Below are 21603 nucleotides of genomic sequence, written 5' to 3' on the forward strand. Positions count from 1 at the left end.
GCTACCTGGGCTGATGTGATCAACCGCGCTAACCTGGGTATGGAAGTAATGCACGAGCGTAACGCTCACAACTTCCCCTTAGACTTGGCTGCTGGTGAAGTTGCTCCTGTTGCTTTGACTGCTCCTGCAATCAACGGCTAATCATAAAGTTTAGCTGAATCATAAACGCCTCTCAGAAATGAGGGGCGTTTTTTATTGGGAATGTGGGCGTTTTCCCAATAAAGAATATAGCCACAACAAAGCTTGCTCTATATCTGTAACTTGCTCCCCTGGGGGTGGAGGGGGACGCTTGACCATTATCACAGGGAGGTTTAACTCCCTTGCTGCGACAAGTTTGGCATAAGTGGCCTCACCACCACTATTTTTACTGACAATGGTATCAATTTGATGGTGAATTAGCATTTCTCTTTCATTATGCAGGTGAAAAGGTCCGCGATCGCACAACAGTTTTCCCGGAGGTACTAAAGCATTGGCTTCTGGAGGGTCAATCATCCGCATGAGAAACCAAAGCTGCAAATGGGCAAAAGCTCCGATTTCTTGCCTCCCAATGCTTAAAAAAACCCGTTTTGATTGATTTTCTACTACTGTAGCCGCAGCTTTTATACTATCAACTTCAATCCAGCGATCGCCATTAACTTGTTGCCAAGGTGGGCGGATTAACTTTAAACGGGGTATATTGACTGCAATGGCTGCTTCAGAGGCATTTGAGGCAATTTGAGTCGCAAAGGGATGAGTAGCATCAATCAATACATCAATTTTCATCTGATGCAGATAATTAACTAGTCCAGTCACACCACCAAAACCCCCAATGCGCAAATCCCCCAATGGTAATGAGGGTTGACGGGTGCGACCAGCTAGAGATGTGATAGCCTCAATTCCCTGGATATTGGCAACTTTCGCCGCCAATTGTGCTGCTTCTCCGGTTCCACCAAGAATCAAAACTCTCATTATTTAAACGAACCACAAAGACACAGAGACACCAAGAAGTTGTAGGAGGTAGTTAAGACAACATTAAGGCTACTTCTTTGGCAAAATAAGTCAAGATTAAATCAGCACCGGCTCGTTTCATGCTGGTTAAAGTTTCCAAAATGATTTTTTTCTCATCAATCCAACCCATACGCGCCGCCGCTTTAATCATGGCGTATTCACCACTGACGTTATATGCTGCTACAGGTAGATGTGTGGCGTTGCGGACTTGATGGATGATATCCAGATAAGCTAGGGCTGGTTTCACCATGACCATATCTGCTCCCTCGGCGATGTCTAATTCTATTTCCTTCAAAGCTTCCCTGGTGTTAGCTGGGTCCATTTGATAAGTTTTTTTATCACCAAATTTCGGTGCAGAATCTAAAGCATCCCGGAAAGGTCCATAATAGGCAGAAGCATACTTAGCTGAGTATGCCAAAATGCCCACATCAATGTAACCTGCTGCATCTAAAGCCTGACGAATCGCGCCGACTCTACCATCCATCATATCGGAAGGTGCGACAAAACTGGCCCCGGCTGCTGCTTGGGAAACTGCCATTTTTACCAAGACTTCCACAGTGGGGTCATTCAAGATGTTACCCTCTTCATCAATTAAACCATCATGGCCATGACTAGTGAAGGGGTCTAAGGCCACATCAGTCATGATAATAATGTCTGGAACTGCTTGTTTGATAGCTTTGACAGTTCTCTGTACTAGTCCATTTGAATTATAGCTTTCAGTACCAAGATTATCTTTTTTTTCTTCGGGAATTACGGGAAACAGAGCGATGGCATTGATTCCCAAATCATAAACTTGCTGTACTTCTTTTAACAATAAATCTAAGGAATAGCGATAACAATCAGGCATAGAAGCAATTTCTACTTTTTGCCCTTCTCCCTCGGTGACAAACATGGGGTAGATTAAGTCATTAACACTCAGAGTAGTTTCCCTGACCATTCGTCGTAAAGATTCAGTCCGGCGCAGACGACGAGGACGGTAACGAAGTAAATCCGTGGGATGAGAAGAATTGATTGATGGCATAATCAGCAAATAGATAATAATCAAGAAGACAGACTGAAAACCCTGGAGACAGGGTCTAGGGATTAAAGCCCTATGAGGTGTTTACCCCTGATTCATTTAGTGTTACATTAATTATACCAGGTGGGGGTAATCAACCTGTGACAATCGATGTCGCCTCAGTTGAGCGGCATATTAACCTTACAGTAAAGTGATACTATTGCCGGGAAGTGTGTATCCCCAAAGTTAGCCCTTGTGGAAACAGCCACATCCGGCGGAGATACCGCCAAGAGTTTAATTGTAGAGGCGGGTATGGTTACCGAAATCCTACGGACAACTGGAATGGAAACCGCCTTGGCCACAAATGTAAGCTATTTGGTCACGATCTAAATTTTTGGCTTGAGAGAAATCAACACCTTTGACCACAGCAGAAATTGAGCCTAAATCTGGCGTTTGGACAAATGTATCTGTGGGATTTTGTTTGACCGGAGCCAGAACTGTTCCTAGAAAATCAGCACCGGTGACATTTGCTCCCCGTAAATCCACAAAACTCAGGTCAGCATTTTGCAAGTTAGCATTTTCTAACCTAGCTTTGCGTAATACCGCACCAGTAAGGCGAGTGGCGCTGAGGTTAGCATTACTGAGATTAGCGTTATCTAAATAGGCTCCCGATAAATCTGCTCCTCGCCAATCAGTATTAGTTAGGTTAGCATGGGATAAATTAGTACCCATGGCAATCACCCGACTTAAACGAGCTCCATATAAATTAGCTCCGTGAAATTTGGCATCACCGATGTCAGCACCAGTTAAGCTGGCTTTCTCTAGTAATGCACCCTGCAAATTCGCTCCTACTAGCTGGGTGCTACTAAGATCAGCACCTATTAAACGTGCATGAGATAAATTAGCCTTGTTGAGAATAGCACCGCTTAAATCACTCCGATTCATAATCACCCGACTGAGATTAGCATCGGTGAAATTAGCTTGTTTCATTTGAGCCAGGCTTAAATTCGCGATCGCATCGTCGTAAGTGTCCCAGTGTCCATCCTCACCCCGTCCCCTAAAGATACTACCTTTAAAACTGGCTTGGTTCAGATTTGCAGACTTCCAATTGATTCCCGACAAATCAACCTGATCTAAGACTAACTGGAAAAATGAACTTTCCCTAGCACCCCTTGAACCCAATTCGGCCTTGCTGAGATCAACATTTGCGGTTTTAGCGCTATTGACCCTGAGAATTTTGTTGATTGTCTCCTGGTTAATATGTAACTGCTGTTGTCGCAATTCCCACCCTGGGGATATGCTACCCATAGACTTTAATTCAGCTGCTAAAAACTGATTTTTGTTTTTTAATTCCGGGATAGCCTGGAGTCCAACACTGACTAAAGCTTCTTGAATTTTATTTAGGAGGATGGGGTTGGTTTCTTCAACCAGCATATCTGTGAGAAATTGCCTCGCCTGGTGGTTATTAAGGCTACCCATTGCTAGAATTAGACTTTGGCGATCTTCCGTGGTCGCACCAGAATCAGGACCCAATTTTTGTACAATTGCCAGGAACTTTTCGCTATTGATTTGCTGAGTCTCGCGCCAATTTTGTTGGCTTTGGAGATAAACTTGGGTAGAGACTAAAATTCCTAGCACCGCTATCATACTGCCCAGGGCTGCGCCAAATAAAATCAGGTTGGGGTTTTGTCGCATCCTTCGCCAGAGGGTAGCGATATTTGTAGTTTCCCCAGTGAGGGTTGACATGGATACAGGAGCTAGTTCCTGTTCTGATTGGGCTACCTGGGGTTGCTCCCCTTGCTCCCAAGAGTGCAAAGGATGAGTAGTATCTGTAGTATCTATTGTATATGTCCCTGCTAACCAGTCATGAAATGCCCGACGACCTCGACGTGATGGTAAAGCCATCCCTTCACCGAGCACCATCAAGACAGCCAAAAATGTGAACAGTCCTAAATTGGGAAAGGCAAAACTGTAACGCCACAGAATATAGGCAATAGAAACAGGTATGGTCCACCGACCAACTCCTTCGCGCGCCACAGCTGTTGCTAAACCCACCGGTTTACCTACCTCGTTGACAACACGCACACCAAATTTGCGCTTGGGAATAGTACTACCTGTTTTTCCCAGTAAATATAATTGCCACCATGAAAGGGTTATAGGAGATAATAAGGCTATGATCCACAAAAAATTACTGGGGGCGGCGACATTGGGAATACCATAGCTCACAGGTAGAGCCAAAGGTCGAGCGATCGCTCTTTGAGTGACTACCAATACTGGGTGGAGTGGTACTCGGTTAAAGTCATTTCTAGAATTGGCATAGACACCCAGCCCAAAGGGAACTAGTCCACTCGTAAGTACCAGAGTGATTTCCGTAGCCCATGCAGCCAAACGCCTGGCTGTGAATGGCAAGAAATGGGGTTTTTCAAATTGGTTTGACTCTTTAGATTGACTAGTATTTTTCCTCACAATTGGGGTCACCATTGCGTAATTCCTTTGAATTTATGTTGAAAATATGGATCGGGGCAGTTGAATGAGACTATTGCTATTTTTGGGAGTTACCAGATACAAAAAATTTGTATCCAAGATACACCAAGAAACCCAATAGTGCCACACTGATCACTGATGCAACTAGTCTGAGCAATGCTTGTAGTATTGCCAATCCCAATAGCACCGCCAGACCCCCAACTATTACCTTGGTTATCCCGTTCAAATTCTTAAACCAAAGCTGTAATTTTGCTAAACGAGATTTCCAGTTAACAAATGCTGGCGGGAATGTTTCTGTATTTTTTGCTCGCTGTCCAATATCTACAGATGTAGAATTGATTTGTGCCTCTAGATTTTCGAGGCGACGCTGCAAGTCTTCTTCAGGTTGGTGATTCATCTGGAGTTCTCAGCTGCAATCTAGTCACTAGTTTCACATCAAACTTAGCAAATCCTGGAAATGATCAAATCAAACAGGAACATAGACGGACTCACAGCGTCACTTAGGGTAGGTGTTGATTGTTGCTACCTGATGACTTAAAACCCAGCAAACCCTCATGTGGTAAGAAACTCTCGCTACCAGTGCAGTTTTAGCGGTGAGATGATCAATATGTCAAATCAGAAATAGTCGGGAGGATTAATCATTATGAATAATTTGAGGCTATTGATAGTTGTTTTGGTAGCTTTGGTCACGAGTTTGTCCTTGACTCAGGCTCGGGGTGAAGTACCACGGTTGCAAATTCAAACCAATATCGGGTCAGTACCGCTGATTTTAAATGGCATTTCTGGGGGAGTAATTAGCACTAATTGCGGCAACATTGCTCAAAAGCCCAATCAAATTCTCCAGTTAACAGAACCACTTCCTTACTTACGGGTAACCGTTGACAGTCCTGGACAGCCAACAATACTGATTGACGGACCTGGCGGCCGTTTTTGTGTGATGCCAGATAATTACTCAGAAACTAAGCCAGAAATTACTGGTTATTGGCAGGCAGGAGAATACTCCCTATACGTAGGTGACATATCCCAAAATCAGTATAAATATACAATCTCAATTTCTCAAGATAAAAAGTCGAACAAGTAGTTGATATCAGCCACAAAAGTTGATTTTCAGCTAGCTTTTATGGAGTAGATGGTGGAGGCTATTTAATAAATCTTTGGCTGTGTAGGGCTTAGAAACAACTAAATCCACATCAGTATGAGCTGGATGTGCCAAGGGGACTGTGGTGTCAAGTCCGCTACAAGCAATAATTTTTACCCGTGGGTTAATTTTTCGCAAAGTGCGGATGGCCGTATTTCCATCCATTTCTGGCATCATGATATCCATTAAAACGGCGCTGATGTCCTGTGTGTACTGAGCATAAAGTGCGATCGCCTCAATGCCATTACTAGCGGTGAGAGTTCTATAATTGTATTTCTCCAGAACAATTTTAGCAATCTCCCGAATTTGTGCCTCATCATCCACAAATAAAATTAGTTCTCCCTGACCGGGAAATATATCTAAATTATTTAGATCAAGAGATTGGGCTACTTCCACCGCCGGCAAAAACAGATGAAATTCACTGCCTTGAGCAACCTTGCTACATACATTGATAAACCCACGGTGGTTTTTGATAATTCCCAGGACTGTTGAAAGCCCCAAACCTGTACCTTTGCCGATATCTTTGGTGGTGAAAAATGGATCAAAAATTCTCTCTAAAATTTCCGGTGCTATCCCCATTCCCGTATCGGCAACCGTAACTACCACATAATTGCCTACTTTGGCATCAAGATTCATTTGGGCATAGGCTTGATCAATAAACATATTTTTTGTAGAGATGGTGAGGGTACCACCTGCTGGCATAGCATCACGGGCATTAACCACGAGATTCATTAGCACCTGATGGAGTTGAGTGGCGTCTCCGCAGACAGCCCACAGATCTTCTGGTATGGTGACGGCAAATTCAATAGATTTGGGAAATGTTTGTTTGGCTATGTAGCTAATTTCCGAAATCAGATGCTTGAGTTGAACTATCGTGCGCTCTCCCTTAAATCCTCGCGCAAATGACAAGACTTGTTTGACTAAGGCAGCACCGCGTTTGCTGTTGCTTTCAATAATAGGTAGTAGCTGTTGGTAATGCTCCTTGTCTTGAGAGCATCTGACCTGTAGCAGTTGTGATGCTGCCAAAATTGGCGTTAAAATGTTATTCAGGTCGTGAGCAATTCCACTGGCTAAAGTACCAAGGCTTTCCAAACGTTGAGCGCGGAAAAACTGCTCTTCGAGTTGTTTCTTTTCTGTGATGTCAGTGTCAACACAAAGAATAGATTTCGGTTGTCCTGCTGCATCATACATCAGCGTCCAGCGGCTAGCTACGACAATTTGTTGCCCTGATTTCGTCGATTTAGTCATTTCCCCCTGCCATGAACCAGATGCAATCACAGCCGTGAGTGATGTTTCCAGTGCCAGGGAATTTTTGTTGTTAAACCGATCCTGGAGGTCTTTACCTAAAACCTCTTGTGCGTCCCAACCATATATATGTTCTGCACCTTGATTCCAGAATAATACTTTACGGTGCAAATCTATGACTAAAATTGCATCCGTGGCAATATCAAGTAAGGCTGCCTGCTCCCTAATTTTCTCTTCGGCTTGTTTGCGCCCTGTAATATCTCTGCCAACCCCCTGCAATTCCAAGACCTCTCCCCCTTCATTGCGAATGGCGACAATATTCCATTGCAGCCAGTGCATACCATTCACTGTCAACAGACGACACTCACTGGTGATTGAGCCATGGGGTGAAGATATCAAACTGCTGATATTTTCTCTGATTTGAGGGAAGTCGTCGGGATGGAAAAACTCACATACCGATTGACCAAGTAATTCCTGCAACTGCTTACCCAATGCTTGGTAAGCTACTTTGTTAGCAAAGCTGACCCTTCCCTGTAAATCTATACGGATAATCAGGTCGGTTTGAGTTTCCACCAGCTGGCGATACAGTTTCTCGCTTTGCCGCAATGACTCTTCGGCGCGTTGACGTTGAGTAATTTCCTGTTGTAAAAGCTGGTTAAATACGAGAAGTTGGTTAGTGCGTTCCACTACCAGATGTTCTAAGTCTTTGCTTTCCTCATATAATGCCGCTTCTGCTTGTTTGCGATCGCTAATGTCAAAAAGCAACCAGCGCCAACCGACAGGATTACCCTGTCCGTCATACATTGCACTATATCTAACAGTAGCCGGAAAAGATAGACCACCCTGTGGCTGAAGGCAAATTTCCCAGTCTTTTCGCTGTTGCAAGGTCTGTAGTTCTGTGATCAGTTTCTCTGGTTCTTGTTCAGCAATAAACAAAACTAATGGTTTGCCCATTAAATAATTTTGTTCCACAGACAGCAAGGTGGCGGCTGCATGGTTAGCTTCTTGAATCACACCTGTGACATCGGTGACTAAATATGGGTGGGGAGCGAAGTCAAATAAATCTTGATAACGTTGACGTTCTAATTCGGTGATTTCAAGAGCAATTGCCATTTCTTGATTTTGTTGACGCAGCCCTTGTACAACTACTTGGAGTTGTTCTAGGGTTTGCCGAACTTCTTTATTCCCTTCCATGACTTCAGCTGTTTGTAAGTCCGACCATTTTTTTAAGTGATTGTCAGTTTGGCTGGGCATTACTTCTGGTAGCTGATTTACTTTCTGTATCTTTGGCAGTGAGACTTCCACAAAGATCACCATTTCGTTTATAGGTCTTACTAATTGCCTCTGTTCACCTCAAAACAGGGGATGACTAATTTACTGCTGGGGCAATATTCACAAGTCTCTTCTGATTGGGATTCGCAACCACTATCACCAACCAAGGAAATATTGGGAAACTTGTTTGTCAGTAGAGGTTATGGAGTTGAACCGGCTATAAATCAGATAATTGAATAGGGAAATGCTTGGATAAAAAAAGTCTGTACTTGCTATAGCCTAAATGATATACAACTTGGGATGTTGAACAATTTTTTTGTAGTTCTCAAGTCTATTGTATTCTTGAATTCGCCATAGATGATCTTTTCCTAAAAGAGATTATACTCAAGAGATTACACCAATTGATGGTGTGACCATGGAGGGGTGACACCACCCAAGTTAAAGATTTAAGGTATGGTAATCATAAAAAATGTATTGATTACTACTATTATTTTCTATCAGGATAATTGCCGTAATGTCTGTGTGGAGAGAATTTTTACCTTAATTGTGTAATTAAAAATTGATTGCCAAACGTTTAATTGATACTTTTATGTTTTTTTTAATTACCCATGCTATGTAATTACCAAATCCTAATTTCTTATTGTCCCCATTCCCTCTACCCAAAGCACTACCTCCTTGAGAAGATTTGCTGTACTTTTATCACCTAACTTCTACACTTGGCAAGCTCACAAATAAGTAATGGCAGGTATAGCAAAATTCAAATGATTTTGGCAGTTTGTTATCTCCTAAACGCCCTGCTTGTTGCTATAATCGGCAAACATCGCCCAGATGCATATCTGCATTACCATTTTATCTTTTAAAGCTAGACTTTATTCATTTTTTCCTTGGCTATAGCCAAGGGCTGCTGCAAGCAGAGCGCTAAAAAATGCCGGTTTTGCTGCATAATGCGATCGCACTCAACAAGTTAGGTAGTTTATGCATCTTCACCAGAAACCCTGACTACAAAACAAAAAATATAATTTTGTTTGAGACCTGGCTCAGTCCCATGATCAAAAAATCCCGTTACCAAAATTGTTACGAGTGTTCTGCCACTTTGGCATTACTTTATGATGGTACTTAGTTAAGCTCCTCACACTACACCACAAGCCGTACAACATCATGTTGTATGGCTTTTTATTTAAATAAGCGATATTAAGTTACAATTTCAATGCTAAATCACTTATTGAGGTTAGTATTGAAATCTAACACAGCTTGCCGAGTATTTTAGCCAGAAGCCTACAGTGTCCACTAGGTCAGTGTAGGAGTATGTCACTATATTCGAGAATATTTCGTTTAATTAAATCCATACTAAACTTGCCTTGACATCCTGGTTTTTTGATCCTTACCACCAAGAGCCGGTCATATCTCCTGCGGAACAAGCTTCCTGGCAGTTCCAAATCCGTGTGGCCACAGCTGATGATTTGACTAGTATTGCTCACATCATTGCCGAAAGCTTTCACGGACATGATGGTTTCTGGGGATGGGCTTTTCCCCTGGTACGTTTGGGTATTTACGAAGACCTCAAACATCGCTTATCATCTCCTGCACCCCATCATGTTTGTTTGGTTGCTATTGAGACTACTAATACCGCCTGTCATCACTTAGTAGGGACTGTGGAATTGGGTGTGCGTTTGAGTGATTCTTGGGTAAGGACAGGTAGAAGTTTTCCTTATCTGTCAAATTTAGCGGTTCACCCCAAATATCGTAGACATGGTATTGCTTCAGGACTTCTGATTAAGTGTGAAAAATTCGCTCACGAGTGGGGATTTGATGACTTATACCTCCATGTCTTGGAAAATAACCATCAAGCACAGCAACTTTATTTCAAACTGGGATATAAGCTGCATAAATCAGAATCTAATTGGAATAGATTTCCCATCAGGCGTTCCCGGCAAATACTTTTACACAAACATCTGAGGATTGAATGTTGATTAAACTATCCGAATCAATTTACATATTGAGTAGTATATATAGCATTTACCATGCTCGTGAGGTACATTTTTTTTTAGTTTGAGGGAACAACGGAATAGGGAATAGGGAATAGGTGTGTACTTCATTAGCCTGAAAAAGGCTATAATACTAGTAAATTGAGAAATGTAATCTCTGGTATTAGCTTTTATTTAATACTGAATTGGTGATATGGTTAATATTGAAGCTATTTCGCCAAGAATAAAATAATACTCATTTGCTCAACTAATCTCTGGGTAATTGCATAAAATTTAGGTAAGCAACTTTAGTCTGATTAGTATTTACATTTAAGGGTCAAAACTGCCAACAAGGCATAATTATATGTCATCTAAATTTGATGGCATAGGTAAATAGGTGGTTAGTAAATATCAAAGATAGATTGTGATGGAAAAGTCTTACAATCAGACTTAACAGACATTTTCAAAGATTATAATAACTTTGTATTTAGTAATTTACCTTTACCAAAACTTTAATAAAAATAGCTTGGTTGACGCGACAAATGCGAGTAAATCTCATAGAATATCATTAACTATCTAATAATCAAATTACCCGTTGAGTTCTACTTACATGAACCAGGAAACTTTTTTGATGAAAAATTTTTCCTCAACTATTAAAAATCTGATTTGATTTTACCCAAGTTAGGGGTGGAAGTGCATAATACTACCAAATTATCTGCAAGTTCGAGAAAAATGGATAGCGAGAGTCACCGACGCTATCAAGCTGCTATGGTATCAAGTTACTACCCTAATACTATTCTCTTAGACCATCCTGTGATGACAGATGGAGCTAAGGAGTCATATGGAGCGGATATCCTGACACTGCTGCACAGTGAGAAGATTTTTGTTGTTAATAGTCGTAGGCGTAATGGTTTAATACTGTTTAAAGGCTATCATGCAGAATTTGCGGGCCCGGGTGCGGCTGTTGGGGGAAATTATGATCATGATTGTGAAATGGTATTACTCGTAGGTAATTTGTCCTTAGTAACTCCTGAATCTTATGAGGAGCGTCAGAAGGCTTATTTAATTAGGCGACAATGGACTAGGTTAATCAAGCAAATTACAGAGACCCCGCGTCCAGAGCAGCGAGTTCGGAAAATTATCGATCAATTTGAACAATATTTTTCACCATCAATTGTGGCGGAAATGCCTGATATTGTCTTTGCGCTTTTAGTAGGGGTGTTGCCAAGAACGGTAGGAATAGTACGCCGTTTCGGCAACGAGTTGGATGAGGCTTTAATGTAGAATTGCCAAAGCAGCTTGTATTCTCTCTAAGGTACGGGTGTTTTCTGCGGGTGAGCCGATAGTAATGCGCAGTCCTCCGTTAATTTCGCGGACAAGGGTACCGGAAGTTTTGAGTTTTTGGTGAAGAGTTGTTAAAGTCAGGTTTTGATTTTCAGGGTTATTTCCTTGAAGACGGAGGAAGATAAAGTTAGCTGCACTTTTGATTATTTGTAATCTGGGATGTTGAGATAAAACTTCTATAAGTTTGTCTCGTTCATGCAAAGTTGGGGAAATTGACTCTAGCAAAAGTTGTTTATTTTCCATTGCAGCTAATGCGCCAGCAATTGAGAAGCTAGGAAGATTATAGGGTAAGCGGACTTTTTCTAAGATAGCGATCGCCTGTGGATGACCCACACAATAACCCACACGCAGGGCTGCTAACCGAAAGGCTTTGGAAAAAGTACGTAAAATTACCCAGTTAGGATGTTGTGGTAATTCACTAACTAGGGTAGTTTGGCTAAATTCAAAATAAGCTTCATCAATGACTACCAGAATCTGCTCATCTAAACTTCTTAACCATGACAACTCTGCCCCAGTCAAACAGTTACCGGTGGGAGAATTGGGATGTACCACAAAAACCACGCGAATGGGGGGAGTTTGAGTTGCTTCTAGGGCAGATTGGGCAGCTTTTAAGTCAATTTCAAAATTATCGGGGTTTCTGTCTACTGTCACCACGGGAATGCCTAAAGTTTTGGCTAAAATTCCATACATGGAGAAAGTGGGATGAGCGACTAAAATTGAGCCTTCGCCCCCCAGACAGGTGGCGATTAATAATGAGCGAATTAGTTCGTCGGAACCGTTACCTAGAGAAATATTAGCAGCAGTAAATATAGATGGGGACAGGGAAGCAGATTCATTAACGTATTGTGCGATCGCCTGTTTGAGGTTCTCATGTCCACCGTCAGGATAACGATTTGTTTCAATTACTTGCTCATAGGTCAAAGCCAGCTTTTGTTTTAACTGGGGGGGTAAATCATAGGGGCTTTCGTTGGTATCCAGCCGATCCAACTGGGGGGCTACTCCGGCGGCGGTATCACTGCTGGGGTGAGGTTTATAGGCGGTGAATTGGGCTAAATCTGACCGGATAAAACTCAGCATAATTTTAGTCATTAATAATTAGTCAGGACTTCATATTTTACACCTCAAGGGAACTGGCAGAATTGGTAGATTGCTGCCCAAATTTTTGCCATGACATTACCTAGGGCGTGGTCGCTGTCTAGTTCTATTAATTCTACCCAAGGACGCGATCGCGCAAATTCCCGACTGGCCGTGATGGGAATCACCTCATCTTGTTGACCATGGAATATCAGGGTTGGTACAGGGCGCTGTAATATTGTTTCTTTGTACCGGGCTGCATCTATGACAAAATTATAACTTAAGGGGAGCGATCGCCCTTCCCCATAGTGGTGAATCATCAGATATTGTTCTTGTTCCCAGCGCTGTACTTCTGGATTCCCCAGTTGAGGTAACCAATGGGATAAAAACCCAAAAGCTGGTGCTAACAAAACCAGGTGTTGCACTTGTGAATATTGCTGTGCTAGATGAGCACTGGTCAGACCGCCCAAACTAGAACCAATTAAAGTTACCGGGGTAGAATCATCAGGGAATTGGGCTGCAACTTGGGTAATCTGACGGGTGATAGTTAATTGGGAAAAATCCCCAGCATTCAAATCGGGGATTTTCAGCTTGATGTCAATTTCTGCAAAGCGATCGCTGATATCCTGGGCTTTAGCAGATTTGGGGCTAGAAGCAAAACCGTGTAGGTAGATGTAGTCATTCACAACGGTTAACTGATATAAAGGTCAACCCTCCGATAGAGGAATAAATCAATCATCATCACATTTTAGATAGAGCAATTACTAGTTGTGAATTGCCTAGAATCTGCTTATGTTAAATGAGCAGGATGTAATTATGTCCGAAGAACAAAAACAAAAATCTGATCATCAAGAAACCACTCCCAGTGCTTCTGGTGGGTACCAAACCCCTATTCAAGCAGATATTCGCAAAACCGGAACTGCGGCTAAAAGTGAGGCTAAACCCACAGCTGAACCTGAAGCACCAGGAGAGGATAGTGTTGCTGGTAGTCCCAATCAAGGGACCGAATCGCGCTAAGTGCTGGGAATTGTTGTATTTCATTCCCACAGCGATATTAAATTACAGCTGCTTCCCGTTGACAATCAAAAACCACCATAAACGCAGCATTAGGTGTTGTCTGGGTCAAGTGCTGCATATAACCTTCTGCATCGGAACGACTGCGGAAGCGAGCCACAATTTCCCTTTGTGTATCAGGAGCTAAACGAGCGATCGCCCAAGAATTGAGACGTGCTTTGTAGCCAGTGGCTGGAGTTGCTGCTTTTTCTTCAGTATTGTGGGGCATAATTTATTTTAATTGCGTGAATTGTTGTGAGGAAATTGACTGAGATCGTGCCAGGGGTGGGCTAATAGATTTTTTTATGTTCTGCCACCTTATTATTACATTATTCGGAGATTGTCAAGAGTGCTGGCTGCCTTTTAGACCTAATTAGGTAGAATTTTATTTTATACAGGGTTACGAACATAAAATACTGTCGGTGGTATGTCTTGTATCTATTTCTACAAGCCGCCGACAGTCAAGGTAAATATAATAATCTGCGACCATCTAAATACTAAATCTTTATTTACACCCTTCAATCACACAAATATCCTCAGCAGTGCGGATAACCTGAGTTAATTTCAAACCCGCTTGAGCAAATAATTGGTGAAATTCACTTTCGGTTCTTTCTTTTCCTCCAGGACACATCACCAACATATTTAAATCTAACATTTTGGCTGCTCCTGGAATATTACCAGGTTCAACAATCATTTCTAAAACCAAGATTTTACTATGCTCATCCATAGCATTTCTACAGTTTTGGAGAATTGTTAATGCTCGTTCATCATCCCAGTCATGAAGAATGTGTTTTAAAAGATACGCGTCTCCTCCCTGTGGAACCGATGTAAAAAAATCGCCACTGAGCATTTGACAACGTTCAAGAATACCATGTTTTACCAAAGTAGGTTCAGCATGGGAAATAACATATTCTTCATCAAACAAAATACCTTGTAGATGGGGGTATTTTTGTAAAAATGTTCCCAACATTTCCCCATATCCTCCCCCTATGTCAACTAGGGTTTTAAATTGGGAAAAATCATATACATCTAATATGGCTTTTTCTTCCACAAAAGAGAAAGAGTTCATGCACTGCTCAAATATCTCTGCATCTTGGGGATGGGATTTAAAGTAATCAAATACTCCCATACCAAAAGCATGATCAAATGCTGGTTTCCCGGTTTTAACACTATAGAGGAAATTTCCCCAAGGTTGATAATGAGGTGCTTCCCCGAACATCACAGCTGTAGCTTTAAGTGATTGAGGATGATCACTACATAAATATTCTGCTAAGGGAGTGAGGATAAATTGTTCAGGTTCTGTTTCCTGGAAAATACCGATACTGGCTAAAGCTCTCATCATGCGGTACAATGAGCCGGGGTTGCTATCAGTATTTGACGCGAGTTGTTGACAGGATTGAGAACCTGGTTTCAGGAGATCCGCAATCCCCAATTTAGCGGCGGTGTAGATAGCTTGAGATACCCAATAACCGGAAATCATTTGTGATAATTGGGTATGGGGAGAAATTTGAGGTATCACAGGTTCACTGATTGTTTTATCTAAATTGTTTAAGTAGATTTCCGGATCCTATCATGGATGATTAACCAAACATATATAAAATATAAAATCTTAGGTAAAAAGTAGTAATGGCTTTTATACTGGTATAGGCTAAATCATCAGGGTGCTAGATGTTAGCTTTTACTGTGGTGACGGCGCTTTAATTCTGTCTCAATAGCTTGGACTACAGTTTCAATTACCTTGACGCGGGCGTAATATTTGTCATTAGCAGCGACAATTGTCCAAGGAGCGTTGGGGGTGCTGGTGCGGTGAATGGCTTGATTTACTGCTACATAGTAATCATTCCACTTTTCCCGATTCCGCCAGTCTTCATTGGTAAGTTTGTACTGCTTAAAAGGGTCATTTTTACGAGATGTAAAGCGCTCAAGTTGTTCTTCTGGGCTAATGTGTAGCCATAACTTAACTAAAACATAGCCAGCAGTGGTTAACTGAGCCTCAAACTCATTAATTTCGCGGTAGGCTCTGCGCCACTCGATTTCCGAAGCAAAACCTTCTACCCGCTCCACTAATACCCGACCATACCAAGAGCGGTCAAAAATGCCAATTATCCCAGATGTGGGTAATCGTCGCCAAAATCGCCAGAGGTAATGATGAACTTTCTCGTCATCTGTGGGCGCTGGGAAGGGATGAACAAAGTAACTACGCGGATCGAGAATATCTGTGAGGCGTTTAATTGCGCCGCCTTTACCTGCTGCATCCCAACCTTCAAATATTACCAGTACAGGAATTTGATGTTTATAGATGCTTAATTGTAACTTGCGTAGTTTTACTTGCTCCTGGAGTAATTTTTCTTGGTATTCTGGTTCGGGAAGACTTAAGCTTAAATCGACTTGTGCGAGTAAGTCTAACTCGGTGGGTTCTAACTGGGTTTGTGGTGGTAAAGTGGGGGTGGGAAGCTGAATTTTTAGCCTATCCAATGCAGATGTTAAGGTTGCAGCTAGCTGGGTAAGTACTTTCACCTGCGCCCAGCGCTCGGAGTCTGCTTCTACTAAAGTCCAAGGGGCAAAACCTGTACTAGTTTGTACTAGCATCTCTTCTGCATAGCTGGTGTAACGGTCATAGTGTTTTTCTTGCTTCCAGTCTTCTTTGCGGACTCGCCAAGCAGTTAATTGATCTTTAGCATATTCTTTTAAACGACTTTTCAATTCTTTACGGCTTAGATGTAACCAAAATTTAGCGATCGCAGTCCCATCATCCACCATTTGGCGCTCAAAGGCGTTAATTTGTGCCATCAGGGTGGGTACTGTGGGAACTTGATTAATTCCGACCCGCTCTAACAGACGTTCTTCGAGAACATGAGTATACCAACTGTGATAGAAAAAGCTAATTTTACCTTGGGCGGGTATTTTTTCCCAAAATCGCCAGAGGAAGGGATATTTACGTTCTTCTGGGGTGGGTGGCCAGATAGGATGTACCTGAAATCCCCGTGGATCCATGTAAGAAACCATTTGCTTTACTAGTCTACCCTTACCAGAAGCAGCCCAACCCTCCAATACCACAATTACAGGTAACTTTTTATTCCAACAGGCATTTTGCAGTTCTCGCAGTTGATACATTAGCCTGTCAATTTCTGACTTGTAGATGGTTTTGTCTAAGGAAACTGTTAAATCTAGTGTATCTAGCATAGCATTGGTTTATCTATGTATTAGGATATTATGGCATACAGTAGATATTAGTAGTTGTAAATAAAATTTTACCCTCCCCGCAGCCGGAGACTGAAAAGATCAAAAAATTCCCCAACCATAGATAAAAATCACACTTGTTCTTTTTACCCCAAGAACATTCATAATTATGACTAGATGTAAGTCCCAATATTCACTATGAACAATCAACCCGGAGAATATGATGCTGTCCTTGGTGGTCACAGTCCCAGTCCTGAGTTTGCAGTAGTTTTAGGTGGTCTTGAAGGGGTGATATTCCGGTATAGTGACCCTGACCCCCTGGTGAGAATTGCCGCACTTGCACAAGCTTTGAATTATAGTGAAGCAGGTTTAGATATATTAGTTCAGGCTTTAAATGATCAGTCGCCACAAGTACAAAATGCTGCTTATTCCTTGTTGCAGTCTCGCACAGAAGCCAAGGTAAAACAAGCCCTGAGTATATTTGAAGATGGATCATTAAAGTCAGCTATCGGGGTGGACTATAAGAATCTGCGTGACCTACTTCTGCATAAAAGGTGGAGAGACGCAGATGATGAGACTAGACGCTTAATGTTAGGGGTGGCGAAACGGGAAAAAGAAGGTTGGTTAAACCATGAGAGTATTGATAATTTTCCCTGTGAAGACTTGGGTATGATAGACCAATTATGGGTGAAATACAGTCATGGACGCTTTGGGTTTTCTGTACAGAAACGCATTTATCAAAGCATTTATCAAAGTTTGGGAGGAAAGAAACAATGGGATTATGATATTTGGAGAGCCTTCGGGGAAAAAATAGGATGGAGGAAAGGAGGAAGTTGGTTATACTACATTGATATTATTTTTGACCTCACAGCAGTAGAAGGCCATCTTCCAGTTTACGAGTGTTGGTTTGGGGAGAAAGAACTGGTTTGGGGGGTGAATTTCTTTTCTCACGTTGGTAGTTGTCAACTTTAAAGCCAACATTGTATCAAAGTCTGTTGAATTAAACGACGTTGAAACCCATCACAGAGTCCTATAACTCTGCCATGATGGGGTTATCATTCCTCAACCCCACCTAGTATTATTACAAGTATTTACCCTCAAGTTATCTGGTTTATAAGTTACTTTAATTACTGATCGCACTAGAATCACCTGCAATTAAGCCGAAGCGGTCAACTCTGACTGAGTTTTAGTTTTACGTAACTCCAAATATATTAACAAAGCGTTAATATCTGCGGGATTTACGCCCCCAGTCCGTGCAGCTTGACCGATGGTTAAGGGTTTGACACGGGTGAGTTTTTCCCGCGCTTCTTTAGAAAGGGTATCAATTGTGTTATAATCTAAGTCCGCGGGTAGCTGACGGTTAGCCTGACGGGTAATCTGTTCAATTTGATGTTGTTGTCTAGCCAGATAACCAGAATACTTGATGTCAATCTCTGCGCCTTCTTTTTCCCCTTGGTTGAGGGTGGGGTTTCCCAGTCCGTAACGTTCCAGGTCAATGTAATGAAATCCTGGACGACGGAGTAAATCAGCTAGGGTGATAGAACCTTTAATAGCTTGTTGGGATGCACAGGCGATCGCCTGACCGATGGGGTCATGTTCCTTAATTCTGGTATTATATAAACGGTCTTTTTCTTGACTAATCTGCGTTTGTTTACTGGTGAACAACTCCCAACGGCGATCGTCAATTAAACCGATTTCCCTTCCTAAAGGTGTTAAACGTTGGTCAGCATTATCGGACCGCAACAATAACCGATACTCAGAGCGACTAGTGAGCATCCGGTAAGGTTCCCGTAAATCTTTAGTACACAAATCATCAAGCAAAGTACCAAGGTAACTATGTTCACGGGGGAAAACAATCATCTGTTTACCCTGAACCAACCGTGCTGCATTAATACCCGCTACAATTCCTTGAGCTGCGGCCTCTTCATAACCAGTAGTACCGTTAATTTGTCCCGCGCAGAATAAACCATTAATTTTCTTAGTCATCAGTGTAGGATAACACTGAGTAGCGGGTAAATAGTCATACTCCACAGCATAAGCCGGACGCAACATAGTACAATTTTCCAACCCCGGCAGAGTGCGTAACATTTGCAACTGCAGATTTTCCGGTAACCCCGTAGAAAACCCTTGAATATATAATTCTGGGATGTCCCGACCTTCCGGTTCAATAAAGATTTGGTGGCTTTCCTTATCAGCAAAGCGGACTATTTTATCTTCAATACTGGGACAGTAGCGAGGTCCCTTAGCTTCCACCCAACCACCATAAACCGGTGATAGATGTAAATTTTCCCGAATTAAACGATGAGTATCTGCATTAGTCCGGGTGATGTAACAGGGAACTTGTTCCCGTTCCACCCACACCTGGGGGTCAAAACTAAACCAGCGTACCTCCTCATCTCCTGGTTGGATAGTCATCTTAGTATAGTCCACTGATCGCTTATCTACCCGTGCGGGCGTACCCGTTTTCAGCCTACCGGTTTCAAAACCCAAGCGGTTGAGAGTTTGGGTCAAACCCTCAGCCGCAAACTCGCCAGCTCGTCCAGCGGCCATAGACCTATTACCTACCCAGATTTTACCACCCAAAAACGTCCCAGTTGTCAAAATCACCGCTTGACATTGAAACCCCACACCAAAATAAGTTTCAACCCCAATCACCTCATCATTAGCACCCAAAACCAAATCCGTAACCATCCCCTCCCGGATAGTCAGATTTTCTTGGTTTTCCACAACACCCTTCATCACCGCCGCATATTCCCGCTTATCACTTTGAGCGCGTAAAGCCCACACCGCCGGACCCCGTGAAGAATTGAGGACGCGCTTTTGTAAATAGGTGCGGTCTGCAACCTTGCCAATTTCCCCCCCCAAAGCATCCACCTCATGGGTCAACTGAGACTTAGCCGGGCCACCCACCGCCGGGTTACAAGGTTGCCAAGCTATTTTATCTAAATTGAGTGTTAGTAGCAAAGTCCGACAGCCGAGACGAGCAGCAGCAAGAGCCGCTTCACAACCGGAGTGACCTGCACCCACCACAATAACATCAAAAGCATCTTGGAATTCAACGGAATTGTGCATGGTCATACTTACACAGATTAGCAGATTAAGACTTACTACAACTGATTGTAACCCAACCACAACACCCTCAAACACAAATCACAAACAAACCTCTGCGTACCTTTGCGCCCACCTTTGCGCCCCTTTGCGTTTAACAACAGATGAGGCGATCGCTATTCCATATACCCCATCCCTTTGTCAGGGTGGGGGTGGAAACCCAATCAGAACACCTACGCCGGGCGATCGCCCTGCTAGAGTCAACCGTCAAGAAAGCTGTTCTAACCAAGTTTGTAACTGTTGCATATCTCTAAGGTCTAGTAACTCTTCTGCTAAACTCTCTAGTTGCTCTACTGGTAGCATTTGAATTTGCTGTTTTACTGTATCATCCAAGGTTCCTAAGCGACGCTGTAACTGACGTAGAACCAATTGGGTTTCCCCTTCCAGTCGTCCTTCCAGTCGTCCCTGTTGTAATCCCTGTTGTAATCCCTGTTTTTCCCCCTGCTGTAATCCCTCTTTGAGTATTTCCTGATACCATGGTGATTCTCTTAATACCGTCATATCCCACCTCATGATTTGTTGAACTAAGGGAATATCTAATACAAAACTAGCAAAAGTTGTATATAAGTATATTTGTTTTGTGTCAATGGCGATCGCTGCGCAGCGGTGTTAAAGGCGATAGCGAAGCGCTGCTGCAAGCAGATCGCTCTGGGGTTAAAAACCCAGTTTGATGCTACACGGGGAGCCAGGGGTTAGAAACCCCCGTCTCAAAGCTAAAGTCAGATAAATCTGACTAGAAGATTATGTATTTAATTATCTTGACAAGATGCGATAGCGAAGCGCTGCTGCAAGCAGTTCGCTATTCCATATACCCCATCCCTTGGTCAGGTTGGGCGTGGGGTCAAATCCAATCAGAACACCTACACAGGGCGATCTGCAGTCAACAGTCAACCGTCAACAGTCAACCGTCAACCCTCAACAACAATCATATTACTGCCAAAACCCAGAGATATTTTCTTAATTAGTGGTAATTTAACCAAAAACCTTGGGAACAATGTAAAATATACATACGTCACAGGTTTATGTATTTCCACCTGGACGGTTAAGTAATCTCCCCATCTATTTAAACTTAAAACCATGCATCTACCAAAACTAACTAGCGCTGTAGCCTTAACAGCACTGACATTTACCCTCAGTACTACCCCTGCTTCGAGTCAAAATATACCCAATCAAATCAGCTTTGTTTGTCGCTCAATTGCTAGCCGCAGCGGCGGACTGCGGACAGTTCCCGCCACCGTGGCGTTTATACCTGAAGCAAAACAACACCGGAGAATCATTGCTTGGGAATCTGACTCCTTCCCCAACACCGGGTGGACACCCAGAAAACGCTGTGAAGAAATAAGTCAAAAATTCCAAAAATTTTACAATCAAGGTCAGTTAACATACATGACCCACGGTAGAATTAGGGGGTCAGGAGTGATCTGCGCCCCTAAATTCGGTGGAACCTGTGATAGTGAGAATCAATTATTTACAGTCAAACCCGGAAGCGACCCTGAAAAAGTTTTAGCCGAACTCACCCAAATTGCCAAAGGTCAAACTGCGCCGGTGTGGCAAACCGCTGATAATAACCAGAGGTACTTAAATTTCGGTCTTTATTTAGAAAATGCTTCACTAGCGGATGTAACCGAATAGGTGACAGATGTCGCCAAAGGTTTGACCCCACCCTAACCCTCCCCTTACAAGGGGAGGGGACTGGATTTATAGTTTGCAGTCAGGATTAAGCATCTAGAGGAGACGAAGGTTAGAAACTCCCATCT

20 protein-coding genes and 1 pseudogene are annotated in these 21603 nt (G+C 42.6%); 9 read left to right on the forward strand and 12 right to left on the reverse strand.

Translation table 11 applies throughout. From position 1 onward, the window contains the following. A pseudogene (locus NWP22_RS09160) lies at positions 1-141 on the forward strand (photosystem II q(b) protein); the annotation flags it as partial. A 51-nt stretch (positions 142-192) separates the two neighbouring features. Here NWP22_RS09160 and NWP22_RS09165 read toward each other — a convergent pair. The 4 genes from NWP22_RS09165 to NWP22_RS09180 all read right to left on the reverse strand — a co-directional run bounded on the left by NWP22_RS09165 (position 193) and on the right by NWP22_RS09180 (position 4865). Beyond that, positions 193-948 carry a cobalt-precorrin-6A reductase gene (locus NWP22_RS09165; protein ID WP_271732065.1) on the reverse strand — a complete coding sequence of 252 codons (756 nt, stop codon included), beginning with the start codon at positions 946-948 and terminating at the stop codon, positions 193-195. A gap of 52 nt (positions 949-1000) precedes the next feature. Further along, a complete protein-coding gene (hemB, locus tag NWP22_RS09170; RefSeq protein WP_271732064.1) occupies positions 1001-2008 on the reverse strand; it encodes a porphobilinogen synthase in 1008 nt (335 codons plus the stop codon). A 303-nt stretch (positions 2009-2311) separates the two neighbouring features. Continuing rightward, on the reverse strand, positions 2312-4465 hold the full coding sequence (locus tag NWP22_RS09175; RefSeq protein ID WP_271732063.1) for a pentapeptide repeat-containing protein: 2154 nt from the start codon (positions 4463-4465) through the stop codon (positions 2312-2314). Between the two features lie 61 nt (positions 4466-4526). Beyond that, a complete protein-coding gene (locus NWP22_RS09180; RefSeq protein ID WP_271732062.1) occupies positions 4527-4865 on the reverse strand; it encodes a hypothetical protein in 339 nt (112 codons plus the stop codon). 246 nt (positions 4866-5111) lie between these two features. Here NWP22_RS09180 and NWP22_RS09185 point away from each other — a divergent pair, with 246 nt between their 5' ends. Further along, the gene (locus NWP22_RS09185; protein WP_271732061.1) at positions 5112-5549 is read left to right on the forward strand and encodes a hypothetical protein; all 438 of its coding nucleotides are present in this window, start codon (positions 5112-5114) and stop codon (positions 5547-5549) included. Positions 5550-5579: 30 nt separating this feature from the next. Here NWP22_RS09185 and NWP22_RS09190 read toward each other — a convergent pair whose 3' ends face one another. Next, positions 5580-8105 carry a PAS domain-containing hybrid sensor histidine kinase/response regulator gene (locus NWP22_RS09190; protein ID WP_271732060.1) on the reverse strand — a complete coding sequence of 842 codons (2526 nt, stop codon included), beginning with the start codon at positions 8103-8105 and terminating at the stop codon, positions 5580-5582. A gap of 943 nt (positions 8106-9048) precedes the next feature. Between NWP22_RS09190 and NWP22_RS09195 the strand changes: the two genes are divergently transcribed. From NWP22_RS09195 to NWP22_RS09205, 3 genes are all read left to right on the forward strand, one after another. Next, positions 9049-9243 (forward strand): hypothetical protein, encoded by a 195-nt coding sequence (locus tag NWP22_RS09195; RefSeq protein WP_271732059.1) that lies wholly within the window; start codon positions 9049-9051, stop codon positions 9241-9243. 238 nt (positions 9244-9481) lie between these two features. After that, the gene (locus NWP22_RS09200) at positions 9482-10093 is read left to right on the forward strand and encodes a GNAT family N-acetyltransferase (RefSeq protein ID WP_334310749.1); all 612 of its coding nucleotides are present in this window, start codon (positions 9482-9484) and stop codon (positions 10091-10093) included. Positions 10094-10819: 726 nt separating this feature from the next. Then, on the forward strand, positions 10820-11371 hold the full coding sequence (locus NWP22_RS09205) for a hypothetical protein (protein ID WP_271732068.1): 552 nt from the start codon (positions 10820-10822) through the stop codon (positions 11369-11371). Here the strand turns inward: NWP22_RS09205 and NWP22_RS09210 are convergent. Together NWP22_RS09210 and NWP22_RS09215 are read right to left on the reverse strand one after the other, a co-directional pair. Beyond that, positions 11363-12508, reverse strand: a complete 1146-nt coding sequence (locus tag NWP22_RS09210) for a histidinol-phosphate transaminase (RefSeq protein WP_271732067.1) — start codon at positions 12506-12508, stop codon at positions 11363-11365. The two genes, NWP22_RS09205 and NWP22_RS09210, sit on opposite strands and share 9 nt — an antisense overlap. A 44-nt stretch (positions 12509-12552) precedes the next feature. Beyond that, positions 12553-13191 carry a YqiA/YcfP family alpha/beta fold hydrolase gene (locus NWP22_RS09215; protein WP_280801769.1) on the reverse strand — a complete coding sequence of 213 codons (639 nt, stop codon included), beginning with the start codon at positions 13189-13191 and terminating at the stop codon, positions 12553-12555. Between the two features lie 130 nt (positions 13192-13321). On the opposite strand from NWP22_RS09215, the gene NWP22_RS09220 reads away from it, so the two are divergent. Further along, the gene (locus NWP22_RS09220; RefSeq protein WP_271732056.1) at positions 13322-13522 is read left to right on the forward strand and encodes a hypothetical protein; all 201 of its coding nucleotides are present in this window, start codon (positions 13322-13324) and stop codon (positions 13520-13522) included. 37 nt (positions 13523-13559) lie between these two features. On the opposite strand, the gene NWP22_RS09225 is transcribed toward NWP22_RS09220, so the two are convergent. The 3 genes from NWP22_RS09225 to pap all read right to left on the reverse strand — a co-directional run bounded on the left by NWP22_RS09225 (position 13560) and on the right by pap (position 16741). After that, entirely contained in the window at positions 13560-13787 is a 228-nt protein-coding gene (locus NWP22_RS09225; RefSeq protein ID WP_271732055.1) for a hypothetical protein, read from the reverse strand. 276 nt (positions 13788-14063) lie between these two features. Continuing rightward, positions 14064-15077 (reverse strand): methyltransferase, encoded by a 1014-nt coding sequence (locus NWP22_RS09230; RefSeq protein WP_280801770.1) that lies wholly within the window; start codon positions 15075-15077, stop codon positions 14064-14066. Positions 15078-15229: 152 nt separating this feature from the next. Continuing rightward, complete coding sequence (gene pap / locus NWP22_RS09235; protein ID WP_271732053.1) at positions 15230-16741, reverse strand: polyphosphate:AMP phosphotransferase; 1512 nt, start codon at positions 16739-16741, stop codon at positions 15230-15232. A gap of 195 nt (positions 16742-16936) precedes the next feature. On the opposite strand from pap, the gene NWP22_RS09240 reads away from it, so the two are divergent. Further along, the gene (locus NWP22_RS09240; protein ID WP_280801771.1) at positions 16937-17710 is read left to right on the forward strand and encodes a GUN4 domain-containing protein; all 774 of its coding nucleotides are present in this window, start codon (positions 16937-16939) and stop codon (positions 17708-17710) included. 183 nt (positions 17711-17893) lie between these two features. Here NWP22_RS09240 and mnmG read toward each other — a convergent pair whose 3' ends face one another. After that, complete coding sequence (gene mnmG, locus NWP22_RS09245; protein ID WP_280801772.1) at positions 17894-19816, reverse strand: tRNA uridine-5-carboxymethylaminomethyl(34) synthesis enzyme MnmG; 1923 nt, start codon at positions 19814-19816, stop codon at positions 17894-17896. 237 nt (positions 19817-20053) lie between these two features. Continuing rightward, positions 20054-20347, reverse strand: a complete 294-nt coding sequence (locus tag NWP22_RS09250; protein WP_280801773.1) for a DUF4351 domain-containing protein — start codon at positions 20345-20347, stop codon at positions 20054-20056. 242 nt (positions 20348-20589) lie between these two features. On the opposite strand from NWP22_RS09250, the gene NWP22_RS09255 reads away from it, so the two are divergent. After that, positions 20590-20811 (forward strand): hypothetical protein, encoded by a 222-nt coding sequence (locus tag NWP22_RS09255; RefSeq protein WP_271732047.1) that lies wholly within the window; start codon positions 20590-20592, stop codon positions 20809-20811. Positions 20812-20923: 112 nt separating this feature from the next. Beyond that, positions 20924-21478 carry a COP23 domain-containing protein gene (locus NWP22_RS09260; protein WP_271732046.1) on the forward strand — a complete coding sequence of 185 codons (555 nt, stop codon included), beginning with the start codon at positions 20924-20926 and terminating at the stop codon, positions 21476-21478. Positions 21479-21603 lie beyond the last annotated feature (125 nt).

It is taken from the genome of Anabaenopsis tanganyikae CS-531 (genome assembly GCF_029891675.1).
Taxonomy (GTDB): domain Bacteria; phylum Cyanobacteriota; class Cyanobacteriia; order Cyanobacteriales; family Nostocaceae; genus Anabaenopsis; species Anabaenopsis arnoldii.

Excerpts from the sequence above, each read along its gene's own strand:
- NWP22_RS09240 (WP_280801771.1), top strand. The coding sequence starts at position 16,937 with ATGAACAATCAACCCGGAGAATATGATGCTGTCCTTGGTGGTCACAGT.
- NWP22_RS09195 (WP_271732059.1), top strand. The coding sequence starts at position 9,049 with ATGCCGGTTTTGCTGCATAATGCGATCGCACTCAACAAGTTAGGTAGT.
- NWP22_RS09210 (WP_271732067.1), bottom strand. The coding sequence starts at position 12,508 with ATGCTGAGTTTTATCCGGTCAGATTTAGCCCAATTCACCGCCTATAAA.
- NWP22_RS09260 (WP_271732046.1), top strand. The coding sequence starts at position 20,924 with ATGCATCTACCAAAACTAACTAGCGCTGTAGCCTTAACAGCACTGACA.
- NWP22_RS09180 (WP_271732062.1), bottom strand. The coding sequence starts at position 4,865 with ATGAATCACCAACCTGAAGAAGACTTGCAGCGTCGCCTCGAAAATCTA.
- NWP22_RS09225 (WP_271732055.1), bottom strand. The coding sequence starts at position 13,787 with ATGCCCCACAATACTGAAGAAAAAGCAGCAACTCCAGCCACTGGCTAC.
- NWP22_RS09205 (WP_271732068.1), top strand. The coding sequence starts at position 10,820 with ATGGATAGCGAGAGTCACCGACGCTATCAAGCTGCTATGGTATCAAGT.
- NWP22_RS09190 (WP_271732060.1), bottom strand. The coding sequence starts at position 8,105 with ATGCCCAGCCAAACTGACAATCACTTAAAAAAATGGTCGGACTTACAA.
- hemB (WP_271732064.1), bottom strand. The coding sequence starts at position 2,008 with ATGCCATCAATCAATTCTTCTCATCCCACGGATTTACTTCGTTACCGT.
- NWP22_RS09175 (WP_271732063.1), bottom strand. The coding sequence starts at position 4,465 with ATGGTGACCCCAATTGTGAGGAAAAATACTAGTCAATCTAAAGAGTCA.
- NWP22_RS09220 (WP_271732056.1), top strand. The coding sequence starts at position 13,322 with ATGTCCGAAGAACAAAAACAAAAATCTGATCATCAAGAAACCACTCCC.
- NWP22_RS09255 (WP_271732047.1), top strand. The coding sequence starts at position 20,590 with ATGTATTTAATTATCTTGACAAGATGCGATAGCGAAGCGCTGCTGCAA.
- NWP22_RS09250 (WP_280801773.1), bottom strand. The coding sequence starts at position 20,347 with ATGACGGTATTAAGAGAATCACCATGGTATCAGGAAATACTCAAAGAG.
- pap (WP_271732053.1), bottom strand. The coding sequence starts at position 16,741 with ATGCTAGATACACTAGATTTAACAGTTTCCTTAGACAAAACCATCTAC.
- NWP22_RS09185 (WP_271732061.1), top strand. The coding sequence starts at position 5,112 with ATGAATAATTTGAGGCTATTGATAGTTGTTTTGGTAGCTTTGGTCACG.
- NWP22_RS09165 (WP_271732065.1), bottom strand. The coding sequence starts at position 948 with ATGAGAGTTTTGATTCTTGGTGGAACCGGAGAAGCAGCACAATTGGCG.
- mnmG (WP_280801772.1), bottom strand. The coding sequence starts at position 19,816 with ATGACCATGCACAATTCCGTTGAATTCCAAGATGCTTTTGATGTTATT.